Here is an 18,221-nt window from a genome sequence, read left to right as displayed (position 1 = left end):
TCGAGCAGGCCGAGGTCCGAATCCGGCGCCGGTGCAGTGCTGTAGGTCGTCACTCCGCCCCCAGATCGAGAAGTCGGCGCGCGACGATGTTGCGTTGGATCTCGGCGGTGCCGCCGTAGATCGTCGCCGCACGGGAATACAGGAATTCGGTCCGCCATTCGGTGTCGGACAGTTCGAGTACGCCGGGAAGCAGATCCCGCGCGGTGTCGAACAACTGCTGTTCGGCGGTCGCGAGGAGGATCTTGTCGACGGAGGTCTCGGGGCCGAGCGACGCGCCCGACGCCAGTCGCTGCTGGGTGGCGAGCGACCGGCACCGCACGGTGTGCAGCGCGAGGTAGGCCGCGCCGAGTTCGTCGTCGGTCGTCGAATCGGTCTCGTCCACAAGTCGATCCAACCGGGTGAACAGATAGGCGATGCGATGCCAGAAGCATGTCGACCGTTCGTGCGGAAGCAGATCCATCGCAAGCTTCCAGCCGTCGCCGGGATTGCCCAGCATACGGTCGGCCGGCACGACGACGTCGTCGAAGTACACCTCGGCGAACTCGTCGACGCCGTGCATCGTGCGCAGCGGCCGGACGGTGATGCCCGGGGTGTCCATGTCGACGAAGAAGGCGGTGATGCCCTTGTGCCCCGGCGCGGTACGGGTGAGCAGCACGCAGCGGGAGGCGAACTGGGCGAGCGACGTCCAGACCTTCTGCCCGTTGATCACCCACTCGTCGCCGCGTTGCTCGGCCCGGGTGGACAGCGACGCGAGGTCGCTGCCCGAGCCGGGCTCCGAGAAGCCCTGGCACCACTGTTCCTCACCGCGGAGCAGTTTCGGCACCATCTCCGCCGCGAGTTCGGGTCGCGCGTAGGAGATCATGGTGGGCGCGAGCACCTCGATCATCGAATAGATGCCCGGCTCGGCGAGGTCGCGGGTCGCGACCTCCTCGCCGAGCACGGCACGCAGGACGGCCTCGCCGCCGAGTCCGCCGACCTCCTCGGGCCAGCCGTAGCGCATCCAGCCCGCGTCGTAGAGTTCCCGCCGCACGCGGGCGAGTTGTTCGACCTGCGCGTCGAACGAGTGATCCGGTCCGGGGGTCAGATCGTTCTCGTCGAGCCAGGTTCGGACGGCGGTCCTGAATTCGGTGACGTTCATGCCGGTTCGAAGGCGTGGGGGATGCCGGAGTCGTGGGTTCCGCTGCGGCGGATGAAGGTCATCGCGCGGGTGCGCAGTCGCCAGCCGTCGGCCGTGCGGACGTAGGTGTCGTTGTAGTAGCCGATCCGCATGTCGTGCGTGGAATGTTCGACGAAGCACAGCGGCTGGGTGCCGGTCGCGGTGTCGCCGTCGATGTCGATGAGGGCCGTGCCCGTCATGAACAGGCCCTTCGGTGCGGCCGCGACGAGCTCGGGGAACCGGTCGAGGGGGAACGCGTCGCCGAAGGCACTGTAGGTGCCGTCGGGGGTGAACACCGAGACGACGCCTTCGACGTCGTTCTTCGTCATGTTCACCGCGTAGCGGGCGAGCAGCTGGTTGATCTCGACGAGGTCGTCGGTGATCGAACGGTCAGTTGTGGACATAGACCTTTCCGCCTTTCATCACGAACCGCACGTTCTGGGTGACGGTGATGTCTTCGGTGGGATCGCCGGGGACGGCGATGATGTCGGCGAGCAGACCTTCGGCGAGGCGACCGCGGTCGTCGACGCCGATGAGTTCTGCCGCATTGATCGTGGCGGCCTGGATCACCGCGAGGGGAGGGATTCCGCGGTCGACGAGGGCAACGATCTCGTCGGCGTTCTTGCCGTGGGGGATGGCCGGCGCGTCGGTGCCGACCGCGATCTTCACCCCGGCCTTGTATGCGGCGAGCACCGAGGTGCGTGCCTTGGGGAACATCTCGGCGGCCTTGGCCTGCAGCTCCGGCGGCGCGTGGGAGGTGTCCATCGCGTCGGCGAGACGGGTGGTGGGCACGAGCCATGTTCCGCGCTCGACCATGAGGTCGATGGTGTCGTCGTCGATGAGGAATCCGTGTTCGATGCAGTCGATTCCGGCTTCGATCGCGTGTCGCACGGCTTCGGCGCCGTGCGTGTGCGAGGCGACCTTCATCCCGCGACGATGTGCCTCGTCGACGATCGCGCGCAGCTCTTCGTCCGAATAGTGCTGGGCACCTGCGGATCCGGTCATCGACATGACGCCGCCCGAGACGCACACCTTGATGAGCTGGGCGCCGTGCTTGATCTGGTAGCGCACCGCCTTGCGGACCTCGTCGACGCCGTTGGCGATGCCCTCCTCGATCGTGAGGTCGAGGACGCCGGGCGCGAACGCCGCGAACATCGTCGGATCGAGGTGTCCGCCGGTGGGGGTGATGGCGTGACCGGCGGGGACGACGCGCGGGCCGTCCACCCAGCCCTTGTCGATGGCCGTTCCGAGGGCCACGTCGAGGAGGTATCCGCCGGTCTTGACGAACAGTCCGAGATTGCGGACGGTGGTGAATCCCGCGCGCAGGGTGCGGCGGGCGTTTCCGACGGCACGCAGCATGCGCAGGGGCGGGTCGTCCTGGACCGTCGAGTAGACGGGCTTCTCGCCGCGTCCACCCATGAGGAGGTTGACCTCCATGTCCATCAGGCCGGGCATGAGGATCAGGTCGCCGAGGTCGATGACGTCACCCTCGGGCGTGTCGCCCGAATTATCACTGTAGGTTCCGCCCACTCCGGCGATGCGTTCGCCGTCGACGCGGATGATTCCCGGGCGGACGATCTCGCCCGTGTCGACGTCGAGCAGTCCGGCTGCCTTCAGGGTCAGCATCGCTCGTCCTTTCATCGGAGAGCGACACATCATGAGAATGTCACTCTCATATCTTGATTATGAGGTTTTCACACAACCCCGGACGGCGTCAATCGACCCTCGATGGGAGAAACGAAAAAGGGCGTCGGCCCGGACCTTTCGGTCCGGACCGACGCCCGTGTTCGGTTTCGATCGTGACTCAGTCGAGCCGGATCGCCCTTTCGGGACAACCCGCTGCGGCCTCCCGCACGGATTCCTCGTGCTCGGCCGGGACCTCGGAGACGAGCGTGACCGCGTACCCGCCGTCGCTCAGGTCGAAGACCTCCGGGCAGGCGGCGAGGCAGACTCCGTGTCCGCGACAGGCGTCGTCGTCGACGAAGACCTTCACTTCGACTCACCTTCCGCCGGCGCGTACTCGAGGTGCAGCGCGAGCAGGCCGCGCAGGATGAAGGTCGGCAGGTAACCGAACTTCCGGTCGTTCTCGGGGCCGTGCACCTTCTCGGAGATCCGGATCTCGCTGGTGCGCTCGAGCAGACGCTGGATGCCCACGCGCCCCTCCGTGCGGGCGAGCGGGGCGCCGGGGCACGAGTGCACACCGCGACCGAACGCGATGTGGGTGCGGGCGTTGCGGCGGTCGATGTCGAAGTCGTTCGGATCGGAGAACTGACGCGGGTCGCGGTTGGCGGCACCGTTGACCAGCATCATGATGGTGCCGGCCGAGACGTCGACCCCGCCGATGGTGGTGGGGGTCTTCGCGAGTCGGAAGTCGCCCTTGATCGGGCTCTCGAAACGCAGCGTCTCCTCGATGAAGTTCGGGATGCGATCGGGCTCGCTGCGCAGGGTCTTCTGGAGTTCGGGCTGCTCGGCGATGATCCGCAGCGCCGAGCTCAGCAGACGCACGGTGGTCTCCTGGCCGGCGGAGAACACGTTCGCGGCGATGCGCAGGACGTCGTCGACGGGCGGCAGGGTGCCGTCGGGGAAGGTCGCGGTGGCGAGGCCCGTCAGCACGTCGTCGGTGGGGTTCGCGCGGCGGTCCTCGATGTACTGGCCGAACTTCTTGTACAGGAACTCGAGCGGGTTGAGCTTCAGTGCCTCACCCTCGGTGCTGCCGAGCGAGAAGCCCTTCTCCACCTGGATGTTCAGGCCCTCGATGAACTCCTGGTGGTCGCTCTCCGGCACGCCCAGCAGGTCGGCGATGACGAGCATCGCGAACGGCGCAGCGAAGCCGGTGATGTAGTCGCCCTCGCCCCGGGCGAGCAGGTCGTCGAGGAGCCGGTCGGCGATGCGCTCGATGAAGGCCTCGTTCTCCTTGAGGCGCTTGGGAGTGATGAGCCGCATCAGCAGGCCGCGATGGTCGGTGTGCTGCGGGGGATCCATGGTGGGGAGCTGGTCGTTCATCGGCAGCGAGGGGCGGTGCTCCTCGATGAAGTCGGTGATGTCGTCGCTCTCGGGGCAGGCCGGAAGGCCGGAGAACGGGCCGGTCACCGAGATGCACGACGAGAAGGTCTGCTCGTCGCTCAGGACCTGGATCGCCTCCTCGTAGCCGGTGACCATCATGACGTTGTGGTGGGGTTCGCGCCTGACCGGGCATCCCTCGCGCAGGGCGTCGTAATAGGGGTACGGGTCCTCGACGAGATCCGGATCGGTGAAGAAGTTCTTCGTCTCGATGTCGGTCATGTTTCCTCCCGGGGCAGGCTGTGGGCTGGTGCAGAGTTCGACCTCGCCCCGCGGCCGTCCCGCGCTCGAAGCCGTGTCTCGCCCGCACATCCAACCATGGGTCGGAAAGTCCGGCGCGAGGGGATCTTTCGTGCATATCGGACTTGTGATCGATCACGTGACGACAATCGACCAACTGTGTTCGATCTTGAAATACGGACGGCGTGGAACCGAAGAAACCACAACGCGCCCGTACTCGAACCCCGGAGGGTTCGGGTACGGGCGCGAGGTGTGCTCATCGCCGGAGTGTCCCGACGGGTGGCATCACACCACCGGTTCCTTGGTGATGGTGACCCAGGCGGCGCCACTGTCCGGCACGCGGGGCTGCTTCCAGACCTCGACGGGGAACGAGACCATCACGAGCGACTGCATCAGGTGCATGAGCGCGCGGGCATCGTCGTCGAGGTCGTCCAGATCGAACTTGTCGAGGTAGGTGATGGCGTCCTCGAGTCGGCCGAAGGCGGCGTCGTAGAACTGCTGCATCTCGGGCATGCTCGACGCCAGCCGCTTGGCGTAGCGCTCGGGCTCGGTGGCCAGAGCCCAGTCGGCATACGGTTCGAGGTCGGCGAATTCGGTGGGCAGAGTCGTCACTTCTGGTACTCCTTGACGTAATCGGCGACGGTCTTGTGGAGGTGGCGCAGGAGGATTTCCTGGTCGTTGAGTGGGAAATCGGTCACTGCGCGGGTGCCGATCATGGTCTGGGTCGCTTCGAGGGTGTTCGCGTCCTGGAGCGCGTACTCCTTGAAAGTCACCGCGGCGAGTTCCTGCGCGAGGCGGTCGCGAGCGTTCTTCGGCGGGACGAAGTACAGGCTCGTCTCGAAGATGTGCTTGTCGACGGCGGTGGGCCAGTAGGTGTAGGTGAGGTACCAGCCCGGCTTCCAGATGAGCAGCGTCATGTTCGGGAAGAACTCGAAGCTGTCCTGGCCCCAGCTGTGGAACTTGGTGGGGTTGACCGCCGGAGGCAGCTGATCCTCGGCCAGGCCCTCGATGTCCGGAACGTCCCACGGGCCGAAGAGACCCGAACGCAGGACGCGCTCGATGGGCTTGACCATGTTCGGGTCCTTGGGCGGGGCCATGCCGCCCCACGAGGAGATCATCGAGTGCGGCGACTTGATCTCGTAGTGCAGCGCCTCGTAGCCGTAGCCGGCGAGCTTCTCGGCCTCGTCCTTGACCGCCTGCTTCATGTGCAGGATCGGTGCGTGGTAGAACTCGGCGAAGGCGTCGATGAACAGTTTCCAGTTCGCGTTGATCTCAGAGCGGTAGCTGTAGACCTCGGTCATCTTGTCGAAGGGGTAGCCTTCGAGACCCTTGGCGAAGTCGCCGAGGTAGTCGACGAGCGGAGCTGCGTCGTCGTCGAGGTTGATGTAGATGAACCCTTCCCACGTCTCGCAGCGAACCGCCTTGAGTCCGAAGTCCTTCTTGTCGAGATCGAAGAACTCGCCCTCCTGCTGCACGAAGGTCAGATCGCCCTCGAGGCTGTAGCGCCAGGCGTGGTACTTGCAGGTGAACTGCTTGCAGCTACCGGCGGTCTCCTCGTTGGGGAAGTCGTTCCACACCAGCTTGTTTCCGCGGTGGCGGCACACGTTGTGGAACGCGCGGATGACGCCGTCGTTGCCCTTGACGATGACCAGCGAGGTGCCGGGCCCGGCCGACGGGATCTCCTTGGTGAAGTAGCTGCCGACGCGCGGCAGCTGCTCGACGCGACCCATGTAGAGCCACGTGCGCTTGAAGATCGCCTCGCGCTCCGCCTCGAAGAAGGCGGGATCGATGGAGTCGGTGTAGTCGACGGGTGCGGTGCCGAGTTCGGGATAGTGCTCGGTCCAGCTTCCCTCGGCCGGCTTGGTGAAGTGGGGCAAGGTTCTACCTTTCGTCTTCGAACTCGATACCGAAGGTGTTGTAGGCCATGGCCATCAGGCTGTAGCCACCCACGGTGAAGATGAGGTCCATCAGTTGTTTGGTGGTGAGATGCTCCGAGAGCGCTGTCCAGGTCTCCTCGGACATGCGCGAGGTCTCGGTCAACTCCCGAACGGAGTCGAGCAGGCGCTGCTCGAACGGATCCTCGGCCGACCCGTCGACGGCCGCGGCGATCTCGTCCGGCGTGAGGCCGGCCTCGGTGCGCGCGATCTCGATGTGGTGCTCCCGCTCGTACGAGCAGTCGTGCAGTGCGGCGACCCGCAGGATCACGAGTTCGCGCAGCCTGGCCGGGAGTGTGGATCGGAACAGAAGATGCACGCTGAAGCCGAGAAAGGCCTTGGTCAACTCCGGATGGTGGACGAGCGTCGCCATCGCGGTGCCGGCCTGCTCCGGATTCCTCATGTGCCGGGGCATAAGACCTTTCAGTGCTGCGTCGACGTCCTCGTCCCAGAGTTCCGCCGGCAGCGGGGATAGCAGTGCCACATCAACCTCCTCCCTGTTCGAGAGAATTGCATTCTCATTTCTGATCGATAGATTTCCACGTCCGCGCCGGATAGTCAACGTTCCGCGAGAAATGTCCCGTTTCTGCTGGTGGGAAGCTCGCGCGCGGAGCGGCTGTCGCTCCACGCTGCCGGTGGATGCATGAGATCTACGAGCCTCCTCCTCTTGTGGGCGGCGCGTCGCGAAGGTTGATTCTCCTCAAAAGAGAGGATAGTTTTCATCGCACGAGCCACCCGGGGTCGCGCTCGCCGTCGAGCGATCGAAAGAGAGGTACGCCGTGACCACACCCGCACCACTTCGTCCAGGAGTGCAGCTCGCCGCCGCCGAAGGCTCCACGAGGGTCGTCGTGGTCCGCGCCCCTGCGGAGAACGCACAGGAACTCACATGCGGTGGCGCCCCGATGATTCCGGCGCCGCCGGGCCGACCCGAACCGTCGGCCGGCGACGCCGTCACCGTTCTCGGCAAGCGCTACGTCGACGCGGACGACACGGTCGAGGTGCTGTGCACCTCCTCGGGGCCCGGGGAACTCGGCTACGGCGGTATCCCCATGACTCTCAAGGCCGCGAAGCCGCTTCCCGCCTCCGACTGACCGACACGAAAGGGACCCCCATGAACCTCGATGACGTGCAGCCCCGCCCGCAGGGCCGGCGGTGCCGACGATGAGCGGAATGAGTTTCGAACTCAGCGAGGATCAGGAGCTCATCCGCAAGTCGGTGGCCGAACTGACGAAGAGGTTCGACGACCAGTACTGGATGGAGAAGGACCTCGCCCACGAGTTCCCCTCGGAGTTCTACAAGGCCATGGCCGACGGTGGTTGGCTCGGTATCACCATGCCCGAGGAGTACGGCGGGCACGGATACGGCATCACCGAGGCCACCCTGTTGCTCGAGGAGGTCGCGCGTTCGGGCGGCGGCATGAACGCCGCGAGCTCGATTCACCTCAACATCTTCGGCATGCAGCCGGTCGTCAAGCACGGTTCCGACGAGCTCAAGGCCCGCACCCTGCCGCGCATCGTCAGCGGCGACCTGCACGTCTGCTTCGGTGTCACCGAGCCCGGAGCAGGCCTCGACACCTCGCGGATCACCACCTTCGCCCGGCGGGACGGCGACCACTACGTCGTCAACGGCCGCAAGGTGTGGATCTCGAAGGCGCAGGAATCCGAGAAGATCCTGCTGCTGACCCGTACCCAGCGGTACGACGAGGTGCAGAAGAAGACCGACGGCATGACGTTGTTCCTCACCGATCTCGACCGCAGCCGCGTCGACATCCGCCCGATCCGCAAGATGGGGCGCAACGCCGTCACGTCGAACGAGCTGTTCATCGACGACCTGCGGGTGCCGGTGGAGGACCGCGTGGGTGAGGAGGGGAAGGGTTTCGAGTATCTGCTCGACGGCCTCAACCCCGAGCGCATGCTCATCGCCGCCGAGGCCCTCGGCATCGGTCGCGTGGCGCTCGACAAGGCGGTCAGGTACGGCAACGAACGCGAAGTCTTCGGCCGCCCGATCGGCATGAACCAGGGAATCCAGTTCCCCCTCGCCGATTCGCTCGCCCACCTCGATGCCGCCGAACTCGTCCTGCGCAAGGCGACCTGGCTCTACGACAACGGCAAGCCGTGCGGACGGGAAGCCAACACCGCCAAATACCTCTGTGCCGATGCGGGATTCACCGCTGCCGATCGTGCGCTGCAGACGCACGGCGGCATGGGCTACTCGGAGGAGTACAACGTCTCGCGGTACTTCCGCGAAGCGCGCGTCATGCGCATTGCACCGATCAGCCAGGAGATGATCCTGAATTTCCTGAGCTCACACACTCTGGGACTGCCGAGGAGCTACTGATGGCCGTGAACAATTCTCTCTTCGATCTCACCGGGCGGTCGGCCGTGGTGACCGGCGCGGCCGGCGGTATCGGCTCGGCCGTCGCCGAAGCCCTCGCGGCCGCCGGTGCGGCCGTGCTCGTCACCGATGTGAACGGTGACGCCGCAGCCGCTGTTGCCGAACGGATCTCGGTGAACGGTGGTAAGGCCGACAGCGCCGCGCTCGACGTCCGCGACCGGGAGGCGGCCGACGCCGCGATGGCGCGTGCCGCCGGTCTGACCGAGGGCGTGCTCCACATCCTCGTCAACAACGCCGGTGTCACCGACCCGGCGATGTTCGCCGACACCACCGTCGACTCGTTCCAGCGCATCCACGACATCCACGTGCTCGGCGCCTTCAACTGCTCGCAGGCGGCACTGCCCTTCCTCGCCACCGACGGCAAGGGACGCATCATCAACGTGACCTCCTCGGCGGGCATCACCGGCACGCTCGGGCAGGTGAACTACTCCGCGGCCAAAGCGGGGATCATCGGCATCACCAAGTCGCTCGCCCGCGAGCTGGCCCGCAAGAACATCCTCGTCAACGCGCTGGCCCCGCTCGCCGCGACTCCCATGACGGAGACGATCCGCACCAACGAGAAGTTCGCCGCCAACATGCTCAATCGTATTCCGCTGCGTCGCTGGGCATCCCCGGAGGAGGTCGCCGGAGCGTTCGTCTTCCTGGCCACCGACGCGGCATCGTTCGTCACCGGGCAGGTGCTGCCGGTCGACGGTGGCATGGTGATGTGATGACCGAGACGGTGACAACAGATTCTGTGGGCTCGGACGGCCCGCTCGCGGGCGTCACCGTCGTCACCCTCGAGCAGGCCGTGTCGGCACCGATGTGCACGCGGACGCTCGCCGATTTCGGTGCGCGGGTCATCAAGATCGAGAACCCCCGCGGTGGTGACTTCGCGCGCGACTACGACGACGTCGTCGGTGGCATGGCAGCACATTTCGTATGGGCCAACCGCGGCAAGGAATCGGTGACACTCGACCTGAAGTCGGACGACGGGATCGCGGTGCTGCACCGGATCCTCGCCCGCTCCGACGTGCTGGTGTCGAATCTGGCGCCGGGCGCGACCGCGCGGCTCGGACTGTCACCCGACCGGCTCGAGGAGCTCTATCCCGAACTGATCTCGGTCGAGATCGACGGTTACGGTCCCGGTGGTCCGCTCTCGCACAAACGCGCCTACGACCTTCTGATCCAGGCGGAATCGGGGGCGTGCGCGGTCACCGGCCATCCCGGCATGCCGGCGAAACCCGGGCCGCCCGTCGCGGACATCACCACCGGCCTGTACTCGGCCGTGTCGATCCTCGCCCTGCTGTGCGGCAAGGAACGGCACCGTGGTCGCGGCGGCAGCCTGTCGAAGGTGTCGGTGAGCCTGTTCGACACGATGACCGAGCTCATGGGATACCCGCTGACCTACACGCGCTATTCCGGGGTGAACCAGCAACCGCTGGGCATGTCGTCGCCCGCCGTCTCACCGTACGGGTCGTACCGCACCGCCGACGACCAGGTCGTCGTCCTCGGCACCACCAACGACCGGGAATGGCAGCGACTCGCACGGGAGATCATCGAACGCGACGATCTGGCCGACGACGAGCGTTTCCGCTCCAATGCCGGTCGCTGCGAACATCGCGCCGTGCTCGACGAGGCGATCGCGCAGTGGTGCGCCCGGCATCCCCTCGCACACATCCAGAAGATCGCCGACGAGGCCGGTATCGGCAACTCCCGGTACAACCTGCCCAGCGACGTGATCGCACATCCCCAGCTGCAGGCCCGGGATCGCTGGCGGGAGGTCGCAACCCCCAACGGACCGATCGAGGCGCTGCTTCCCCCACCGGTCGTCGCGGGCTTCGAACTGCCCATGGGTGCGGTACCGGGGCTCGGTGAGCACACCGATGCGGTGCTGCAGGATTTCGGGATCACCCGCACCGAGATCGCGCGGCTGCGCGAGACCGGCGCGATCGGTCCCGCATACCGCGCACCGGACACGGAGGCAGCCGAATGAGCACCGATTCTCTTCTCGTCGACGACCACGACGGGGTCCGGACCCTCACGGTGAACCGGCCGCATCGCAAGAACGCGATCGACGGTCCGCTCTGGCAGGCATTGCACGACGTCCTCGTCGACACCGCCGACGACCCGGGCGTACGTGTCCTCGTCGTCACCGGCGCGGCCGGCGCGTTCTGTTCCGGCGCCGATATCGCCAATCCCGGTGTCGCACATCCCTTGCGCAAGCTGCGCAAACTGACGGACGTCGCGTTGCTGCTCCACGAACTTCCGGTTCCCACCGTCGCGAAGGTCGACGGTGTCGCCTACGGGGCCGGCTGGAACCTGGCGCTCGGATGCGATCTGGTGGTCGCGACACCGCGCTCGACCTTCTCGCAGATCTTCGCCAAGCGGGGACTGTCACCCGATCTCGGCGGCACGTGGTTGCTGCCGAGGCTCGTCGGTCTGCAGCAAGCGAAACGACTCGCGTTGCTGGCCGAGGCCATCGACGCCGACGAGGCGCACCGGCTGGGGCTGGTGACCTGGATCGAATCCGAGGGGGGCATCGACGCGTTCGTCGACGATCTCTGCGCTCGGCTGTCGGCCGGTCCGCCCGTCGCCCTGGCCCAGACCAAGGCATTGCTCAACGAAGCCGTCGACCGCGGCCTGCGGGATTCTCTCGCCGGTGAAGCGCGCGCCCAGGCGGTCAACTTCGGGACCGTCGACGCCCCCGAGGCGTTCCGTGCCTTCGCCGAGAAGCGCGAGGTCCGCTTCACCGGCCGGTGGGCACTGAACCCGGAAATACAGACTCCGGAACCACAGACTACGAGTGGAGAAGAAGTACATGCGTGAAGCAGTCATCGTCGAGGCCGTCCGCACGCCGGTCGGCAAGCGCAACGGGGGACTGGCGGGCGAGCATCCGGCGGATCTGTCGGCGCACGTCCTGCAGGCACTCGCCGAGCGCGCGGGTATCGATCCGGCGGTCGTCGACGACGTCGTGTGGGGCTGTGTCTCGCAGGTGGGAGACCAGTCGAGCAACATCGGCCGGTACTCGGTCCTCGCCGCCGGCTGGCCCGAATCGATCCCGGGTACGACGATCAACCGCGCGTGCGGGTCGAGCCAGCAGGCGCTCGACTTCGCTGCGCAGGCGGTGATGTCCGGTCAGCAGGACGTCGTCGTCGCCGGTGGTGTCGAGGTGATGAGCCGTGTGCCGCTGGGTTCGGCGCGGGCGTCGGGTCAGCCGTACGGACCGAAGGCGCTGGCCCGGTACGACGGGTTCTCGTTCAACCAGGGCATCTCTGCCGAGAAGATCGCTCAGAAGTGGGGTTTCTCCCGGACCCGTCTCGACGAGTTCTCGGTGCTCTCGCACGAGCGTGCCGCCGCTGCGCTGGACCGCGGTGCGTTCGACGCACAGATCGTCCCGGTGCCCACCGAGGCGGGCGTGGTGTCGGTGGACGAAGGGGTGCGGCGGGGATCGACCGTCGAGAAGCTGGCCGATCTGAAGCCCGCCTTCGCCGAGGACGGCGTCATCCACGCCGGTAATTCGTCGCAGATCTCCGATGGTGCGGCGGCGTTGCTCGTGACGACGCCGGAGAAGGCCCGGGAGCTCGGGCTCACTCCGCTGGTCCGGTACCGGGCCGGTGTCGTCGCCGGCGCCGATCCCGTCCTCATGCTGACCGGGCCCATCCCCGCGACGGACAAGGCCCTGGCGAAGGCCGGCATCGCACTGGGAGAAGTCGGTGTCTTCGAGGTCAACGAGGCATTCGCGTCGGTGCCGCTGGCGTGGCTCGCCGAGACGGGCGCGGATCCGGAGAAGCTGAATCCGCTCGGAGGGGCGATCGCGCTCGGTCATCCGCTCGGCGGTTCGGGTGCGGTGCTGATGACCCGGATGATCCATCACATGCGTGATCAGGGCATCCGCTTCGGTCTCCAGACGATGTGCGAGGGCGGTGGGACCGCCAACGCGACCGTCGTCGAACTCCTGTGATCCATCGCGAAACATATATCTGATGAGACCCTTGTCACACTTGGGAAAATGACCTAATGTGCGTTCAGTAGGTTGTTCTTCTTCAACGAAGTGAGGGCTGTTGTCCCAGCGTGCATACGACACTCTCCTCGCCAGAGGTGAGGATCGCAGGGAGCTGATTCTCAGCGTTGCCCAGCGGTTTCTGGCGCGGAACGGGTGGCGGAGCACGAGCCTCGCCCAGATCGCCCGGGAAGCAGGATTGACCCCGGCAGGGCTGTTGCATCACTTCGAGTCGAAGGACCAGTTGTTGCACGCGGTGCTCGACGCCCGCGACAACGACGACGACGCTCGTGTGGATCGGACGGGGGATCTCGTCGAACAGCTCAGGAAACTCCCGAAGCGTTTCGAGGAGTCGCCCGAACTGGTCGGAATGTATGCGGTGCTTCTCATCGAGAACCTGGAACCGGATGCCCCTCTGCACGATCGCCTACTCGGGCGGTATCAGGCGGCTCTCGACGCGGTCGAAGCCGGCATCCGGCGTGGACAACACGCCGGGCGATATCGAACGGATGTGGACCCAGCCGTCAAAGCGGTGGAGATCGTCGCTTTCCTGAATGGAATGGAAACCTCATGGCTGCTCGATCGTTCGCTCCCACTGACCGCAATATTCGAGGACTACATACAGTCGCTCGAGCAACAGCTCATGCCCGCCGCCACATCCTGAGACGAAGGGTCGCCGTCGTCGCGCCCAAGGTCGCCGACGCCGTCCGGTACACCGGTGGCTGGCTGTACGACCAGGTTGCGGCAGGCTGGGAAGTGGTGGTCGTCGTTCCGCAGAGTTCCGATCTGCGGCCGTTCGAGATCCTCGGCGCGACCAAGGCGGTCGACCTCGAGTCCGCTCTGAGTTCTGCACCCTACGGTCCCATGCCCGACATGGTCGCCGTCGCCGCCGATCTCTACGCGTCCGACGAGCGGATCCGCAACGGTGTGCTCGAGGCGATGTCGGACAGTCCCACCACGGTTGCGCTGTGGGGCGAGAACGTCCCCTCCGAACTCGACTCGCGCATCGTGCCGCTGCAGCACCGCCTGAGCCGCGCGGCCCAGGTCTTCAAGTCGCATGCCCTCGCCGCTGCCGCGGCACCGGCGACCGCGATCGCTGCCACCGAATCGTTCCTCACCGGAGGTGCCGACACGCTCCGTGTGCGCGGCAACCTCGTCTCCATGGCCTGAGCACCACGACGACTGCGGCCCGGTCTCCTTGCTCGGAGGCCGGGCCGCAGTCGTAGTGCCGGAAGAGAATTGCTGCGCCGGTCGATCCTTGCGCGCCGAACCGGGGTTCGCTCGGTGTGTAGGGCGCGCAAGGATCGGTTCGTCGCGCGAGGACGATCAGCGGGACATGTCGATGACGACCTTCCCGACCGCTCGTCCGTCGGCGACGTGACGAAGCGCCCGCGCGGCGTCCTCGAGCGGATAGTCCGCGCCGATGTGCGGAACCGCCGTGCCCGAGACGAGCAGGTCCACGAGTTCGGCCTCGTTCCGCCGGTACTCCTCCGGATCGAGATCCTGGAACTGGAAACCCATGATCCGGATACCCTTGACCAGAACGAGATTCAGAGGGATCCGCGGGATCGAACCGGACGCGTACCCGATGGTGACGAAACGTCCACCGCGGACCAGCGACCGGAGCGCCGGCTCCGAGAGTTCGCCACCCACCGGATCGACGACGACGTCGGCCCCCTCCGGCAACGCGTCCTTCAAGGCCGAACGCAGGTCGCTCGTGCGGTGATCGATCGTGTGCGCGGCGCCGTAGGACGACGCGACCGCGAGTTTGTCGGCCGACGAGGCGACGGCCGTGACCGAAGCGCCCAGCGCCACACCGAGTTGCACGGCCGCCAGGCCGACACCGCCTCCGGCCCCGAGGACGACCAGTCGTTCCCCGGGTTTCAGGCGCGCCACCGACCGGAGCGTGTGATAGGCCGTCCGGTGCGCCACTCCGAAGGATGCGGCGGTCCGGTCGTCGATCCCGTCCGGGGTCTTCTTCAGGGCCTTCGTGGGAGCAACCACCTCGTCGGCGAACGCTCCGACCAGCCCGGTGCCGGTGACACGATCGCCCACCGAGAATCCGTCCGCATCGTCCGCGACCTCGACGACCGTGCCCGCGTACTCGCTGCCCGGAACGAAGGGTGGAGGCACGCTGATCTGGTACCTGTTCGCCACGAGGAGGACGTCGGGGAAGTTCACTGCGGCCGCTCCCACACGCACCCGGACGTGACCGGGGGCGAGCGGGGACGACGGCCGCGACTCCATCCGAAGGGATTCGGGTTCCCCGTATTCGGTGCAGACGACCGCGCGCACGGTGCTCGTCGGTGCGGCCGCGGCAGTCACTGTCCCTGCCAGACCGGCGCCCGCTTCTCGATGAACGCGGTGGCGCCTTCCTTCGCGTCATTGCTGGTGAAGACGACCGACTGCCAGTGGGAGAGTCGCTCGCCGGCACGCTCGGGATCGGCCTGCGCGAGCCGGACGAGTTCCTTCACCGCGGACAGGCCGAGTGGGGCGTTCGCCGCGATCCGCCGGGCGTAGTCGAGTGCGGTGTCCAGGACCTGATCGGGCGCCACCACGGCATTGATCAGTCCGAGTTCGTAGCCGCGCTGTGCCGTGATCGGATCCCCCGTCAGGGTCAGCTCGAGTGCCGCCCCGACGGGGATGCGGGTGCCGATGGCGGTGCCGCCGCCGGCGGGGAAGAGACCCCGCTTCACCTCGGGCAGGCCGAACTTCGCCTCGGAGGACGCCACGATGATGTCGGCGCCGAGGAGGAGTTCGAGCCCGCCGCCCACAGCGCTGCCATTGGCGGCGCCGACGACAGGGACGGTGAGTTCGCCCTTGGACAGCCGGGCGTATCCGGCGGCTTCCTCGGAGTCGGTGCCGATGTCCTCGCCTTCCGCGAACGCCCGCAGGTCCATGCCCGCACAGAATGCCCGGTCCCCCGTGCCGGTGAGCACGATTGCCCGGATCTCCGGATCCGCCTCTGCCCGAAGGGCCGCAGCGCCGATTCCGCGGAGTACGGCTCCGTTGAGGGCATTACGCGCCTCGGGCCGATCGATGCGGAGGACGAGCACCGGTCCGTGCCGTTCCTCCACCAGCCCTTCCACGACAGTCGTCATCGCAGACCCCTTCAGCCCTTGTAATCCGTCGACTCGGCGAGATCGGCGGCCGACTTCATGAGACTGGTGATGACCGGTCCGTAGGACTGCAGCTTGGGATCGTCCCCGGCCCGCTGGAAGCCCTGTTCGAGGACGATGGCGAGCTTCCACTTGGCGAGGATCAGGTAGTAGTCGATGTCGTCGACCTGGCGGCCGGAGACCTCGGCGTAGTGCGCGAGCATCTGCGCGCGACCGGGCATCCCGGTCAGGTCGACGTAGCTGACCGCGCTGTCCTCGTTCGCGCTCGTATCCTCGGGCCAGTTCATGAGCATCCAGCCGAGGTCGAGCTTCGGATCGCCGACGGTACCCATCTCCCAGTCGACGAGCGCCGCGAGCTTCGCGGGGGCGCCGTGCTCGAACATCACGTTGGCGAACTGGTAGTCGCCGTGCATCAGACCGGGGATGTAGTCGAGCGGACGATGGGTCTCGAGCCACTTCGTCGCGACGTCCATGCCCTCGATCTCGCGGGCCTTGATCCGCTCGAAGAAGCGGGTCCATCGGCTCACCTGCCGGTCGTGGAAACCGTCGGGACGTCCCAGATCCTCCAGGCCCTGTGCCTTCCAGTCCACCTTCGACAAGAGGGCGATGCCCTCGGCGAGCTGGTAGGCCAGGCCGGCGCGAGCGTCGAGATCGGTGTCGAACGGCGCGGGCCAGGTGCCGCGGTGATCCATCGGCGACCATCCGTCGACGTGACCCATGAGGTAGAAGGAGCGGCCGAGAACGGACGTGTCCTCACATGCGGCTACGGCTTTCGTGTGCGGGACGTCGGTTCCGGCCAGTCCCTGGATGATCCGCCACTCGCGCATGATCCCGCTGTCGCGGTCGACCGGCGCGCCGGTCGGAGGGATGCGGATGACGCACGTGAAGTCGTCGCGCGTGAGCTTGTAGATCTCGTTCTGTGTACCGCCGGAGAGATACTTCGCGTCGAGCGGCGCGCCCTTGCCGGGCAGGCCCTGCTCGTCCATCCATTCGGCGAGACGCTCGGTGTCGATCACAGATTCCCCACTTCGAGTTCGATGTAGTCGGCGTACTTCTTCCGGGCTTCTTCCTGCTTCTTCGGGATCCACTCCGAGGGCCACATGTCGTCGACCGGGCTGTAGTCGCGGAGGACCTGCTTGGCGACGGTGGTCTTGTGCACTTCGGTCGGCCCGTCGGCCAGGCCCATCACCGCTGCGCCGTGGATCATCTTGAAGAACGGCATCTCGTTGGTGACGCCCAGTGCACCGTGCACCTGCATGGCGCGCCACGCGATGTCGTGGAGCACGGTGGGCATGATGATCTTCGCTGTCGCTATGTCCTTGCGGACCTTCTTGTAGTCGTTGTACTTGTCGATCTTCCACGCGGTGCTGAGCACGAACAGACGGAACTGTGCGAGTTGCGCGTAGGAGTCGGCGATGTAGCCCTGCACAGCCTGCTTGTCGGAGAGGCGGCTGCCGGCCGTCTCGCGGCTGAGGGCGCGTTCGCACATCATGTCCAGGGCCTTCTGGGCCAGGCCGATGGTGCGCATCGCGTGGTGGATGCGACCGCCACCGAGTCGCACCTGCGCGGCGGCGAATGCCTGGCCTTCCTCGCCGAGGAGCGCGTCGGCGGGCACACGCACGTTGTCGTAGTGAATCAGCGCGTGGGTGCCCTCGTTCAGCGGTTCGCCGTAGAGGCCGACGTTGCGCACGATGTTCACGCCCGGTGTGTCGGTGGGGACGAGGAACATCGACGTGCCCTTGTACACGGGGACGTCGGGATCCGTCACCACCATGACGATGAGGAATTCGGCGGTGCGCGCGTTGGAGGAGAAGAACTTCCACCCGTCGATGACCCAATGGGCGCCGTCCTTGACCGCGCGGCACCGGAACTGGGCGGGATCGGCACCGCCCTGCGGTTCGGTCATCGAGTACGAGGAGAACACCTCGCCGTCGAGCAGCGGCTGCAGGTAGCGCTCCTTCTGCTCGGGGGTGCCGAAATGGGCGATGATCTCGGCGTTGCCGGTATCGGGTGCCTGGCAACCGAACACGATCGGTGCCCACGACGAGCGCCCGAGGATCTCGTTGAGCAGTGCGAGCTTCAGCTGTCCGTATCCCTGACCACCGAGTTCGGGGCCGAGATGGGTGGCCCACAGACCTTCTGCGCGAACCTTCTCCTTGAGAGGGTCGATGGCCTTGCGGCGGAGTCCGTCGAGAGGGACGAACTGTTCGTGTTCCCACACGAGGTCGAGAGGCTCGACCTCCTCGCGCACGAATGCATCGGCCCAGTCCAGCTTCTTCTGGTACTCGGGCTCGGTTTCGAAGTCCCAGGCCATTGCGCCTCCCTTCCATCGGTGA

20 protein-coding genes are annotated in these 18,221 nt (G+C 66.4%); 8 read left to right on the top strand and 12 right to left on the bottom strand.

Annotation, left to right across the window (positions count from 1 at the left end; all coding sequences use genetic code 11):
* Positions 1-49: 49 nt before the first annotated feature.
* The 8 genes from C6Y44_RS22065 to C6Y44_RS22030 form a co-directional block, all read right to left on the bottom strand.
* Positions 50-1,138 carry an acyl-CoA dehydrogenase family protein gene (locus C6Y44_RS22065; RefSeq protein ID WP_159417418.1) on the bottom strand — a complete coding sequence of 363 codons (1,089 nt, stop codon included), beginning with the start codon at positions 1,136-1,138 and terminating at the stop codon, positions 50-52.
* Entirely contained in the window at positions 1,135-1,560 is a 426-nt protein-coding gene (locus C6Y44_RS22060) for a nuclear transport factor 2 family protein (RefSeq protein ID WP_060650211.1), read from the bottom strand. The genes C6Y44_RS22065 and C6Y44_RS22060 overlap by 4 nt, the downstream gene beginning before the upstream one ends.
* A complete protein-coding gene (locus C6Y44_RS22055; RefSeq protein WP_085470200.1) occupies positions 1,547-2,782 on the bottom strand; it encodes a metal-dependent hydrolase family protein in 1,236 nt (411 codons plus the stop codon). The genes C6Y44_RS22060 and C6Y44_RS22055 overlap by 14 nt, the downstream gene beginning before the upstream one ends.
* Before the next feature lie 178 nt (positions 2,783-2,960).
* Entirely contained in the window at positions 2,961-3,149 is a 189-nt protein-coding gene (locus C6Y44_RS22050) for a ferredoxin (RefSeq protein WP_059384035.1), read from the bottom strand.
* On the bottom strand, positions 3,146-4,438 hold the full coding sequence (locus C6Y44_RS22045; RefSeq protein ID WP_085470199.1) for a cytochrome P450: 1,293 nt from the start codon (positions 4,436-4,438) through the stop codon (positions 3,146-3,148). The genes C6Y44_RS22050 and C6Y44_RS22045 overlap by 4 nt, the downstream gene beginning before the upstream one ends.
* A 303-nt stretch (positions 4,439-4,741) precedes the next feature.
* Positions 4,742-5,068 (bottom strand): hypothetical protein, encoded by a 327-nt coding sequence (locus C6Y44_RS22040; protein WP_059384037.1) that lies wholly within the window; start codon positions 5,066-5,068, stop codon positions 4,742-4,744.
* Positions 5,065-6,333, bottom strand: coding sequence for an aromatic ring-hydroxylating oxygenase subunit alpha (locus tag C6Y44_RS22035; protein WP_120280520.1), 1,269 nt, complete (start codon positions 6,331-6,333; stop codon positions 5,065-5,067). Before C6Y44_RS22035 ends, C6Y44_RS22040 begins: the two co-directional genes overlap by 4 nt.
* Before the next feature lie 4 nt (positions 6,334-6,337).
* Entirely contained in the window at positions 6,338-6,874 is a 537-nt protein-coding gene (locus C6Y44_RS22030) for a carboxymuconolactone decarboxylase family protein (protein ID WP_159417420.1), read from the bottom strand.
* Positions 6,875-7,169: 295 nt separating this feature from the next.
* Here C6Y44_RS22030 and C6Y44_RS22025 point away from each other — a divergent pair, with 295 nt between their 5' ends.
* The 8 genes from C6Y44_RS22025 to C6Y44_RS21990 all read left to right on the top strand — a co-directional run bounded on the left by C6Y44_RS22025 (position 7,170) and on the right by C6Y44_RS21990 (position 13,936).
* A complete protein-coding gene (locus C6Y44_RS22025; RefSeq protein WP_059384038.1) occupies positions 7,170-7,481 on the top strand; it encodes a hypothetical protein in 312 nt (103 codons plus the stop codon).
* 79 nt (positions 7,482-7,560) lie between these two features.
* On the top strand, positions 7,561-8,727 hold the full coding sequence (locus C6Y44_RS22020; RefSeq protein WP_085470198.1) for an acyl-CoA dehydrogenase family protein: 1,167 nt from the start codon (positions 7,561-7,563) through the stop codon (positions 8,725-8,727).
* Positions 8,727-9,494 carry an SDR family NAD(P)-dependent oxidoreductase gene (locus C6Y44_RS22015; protein WP_059384039.1) on the top strand — a complete coding sequence of 256 codons (768 nt, stop codon included), beginning with the start codon at positions 8,727-8,729 and terminating at the stop codon, positions 9,492-9,494. The genes C6Y44_RS22020 and C6Y44_RS22015 overlap by 1 nt, the downstream gene beginning before the upstream one ends.
* Positions 9,494-10,759 carry a CaiB/BaiF CoA transferase family protein gene (locus tag C6Y44_RS22010; RefSeq protein ID WP_159417421.1) on the top strand — a complete coding sequence of 422 codons (1,266 nt, stop codon included), beginning with the start codon at positions 9,494-9,496 and terminating at the stop codon, positions 10,757-10,759. Before C6Y44_RS22015 ends, C6Y44_RS22010 begins: the two co-directional genes overlap by 1 nt.
* The gene (locus tag C6Y44_RS22005) at positions 10,756-11,592 is read left to right on the top strand and encodes an enoyl-CoA hydratase/isomerase family protein (protein ID WP_159417422.1); all 837 of its coding nucleotides are present in this window, start codon (positions 10,756-10,758) and stop codon (positions 11,590-11,592) included. The genes C6Y44_RS22010 and C6Y44_RS22005 overlap by 4 nt, the downstream gene beginning before the upstream one ends.
* Positions 11,585-12,727: a thiolase family protein gene (locus C6Y44_RS22000; RefSeq protein WP_159417423.1), complete on the top strand. Its 1,143-nt coding sequence runs from the start codon at positions 11,585-11,587 to the stop codon at positions 12,725-12,727. Before C6Y44_RS22005 ends, C6Y44_RS22000 begins: the two co-directional genes overlap by 8 nt.
* Before the next feature lie 97 nt (positions 12,728-12,824).
* Positions 12,825-13,430, top strand: a complete 606-nt coding sequence (locus tag C6Y44_RS21995) for a TetR/AcrR family transcriptional regulator (RefSeq protein ID WP_026061153.1) — start codon at positions 12,825-12,827, stop codon at positions 13,428-13,430.
* Positions 13,337-13,936, top strand: coding sequence for a hypothetical protein (locus C6Y44_RS21990; RefSeq protein ID WP_318653658.1), 600 nt, complete (start codon positions 13,337-13,339; stop codon positions 13,934-13,936). Before C6Y44_RS21995 ends, C6Y44_RS21990 begins: the two co-directional genes overlap by 94 nt.
* 156 nt (positions 13,937-14,092) lie before the next feature.
* On the opposite strand, the gene C6Y44_RS21985 is transcribed toward C6Y44_RS21990, so the two are convergent.
* Genes C6Y44_RS21985 through C6Y44_RS21970 form a run of 4 tightly spaced genes read right to left on the bottom strand, consistent with a single transcriptional unit; the run spans position 14,093 to position 18,199 of the window.
* Positions 14,093-15,061: an NADPH:quinone oxidoreductase family protein gene (locus tag C6Y44_RS21985; protein WP_159419105.1), complete on the bottom strand. Its 969-nt coding sequence runs from the start codon at positions 15,059-15,061 to the stop codon at positions 14,093-14,095.
* A 26-nt stretch (positions 15,062-15,087) separates the two neighbouring features.
* A complete protein-coding gene (locus C6Y44_RS21980) occupies positions 15,088-15,867 on the bottom strand; it encodes an enoyl-CoA hydratase-related protein (protein ID WP_016692294.1) in 780 nt (259 codons plus the stop codon).
* 11 nt (positions 15,868-15,878) lie between these two features.
* Entirely contained in the window at positions 15,879-16,901 is a 1,023-nt protein-coding gene (locus C6Y44_RS21975; RefSeq protein WP_225623654.1) for a phosphotransferase family protein, read from the bottom strand.
* The gene (locus tag C6Y44_RS21970; protein ID WP_159417424.1) at positions 16,898-18,199 is read right to left on the bottom strand and encodes an acyl-CoA dehydrogenase family protein; all 1,302 of its coding nucleotides are present in this window, start codon (positions 18,197-18,199) and stop codon (positions 16,898-16,900) included. Before C6Y44_RS21970 ends, C6Y44_RS21975 begins: the two co-directional genes overlap by 4 nt.
* Positions 18,200-18,221: the final 22 nt, after the last annotated feature.

It is taken from the genome of Rhodococcus rhodochrous (assembly GCF_014854695.1).
Lineage (GTDB): Bacteria > Actinomycetota > Actinomycetes > Mycobacteriales > Mycobacteriaceae > Rhodococcus.
This window is presented reverse-complemented; position numbering and strand designations above follow the sequence as displayed.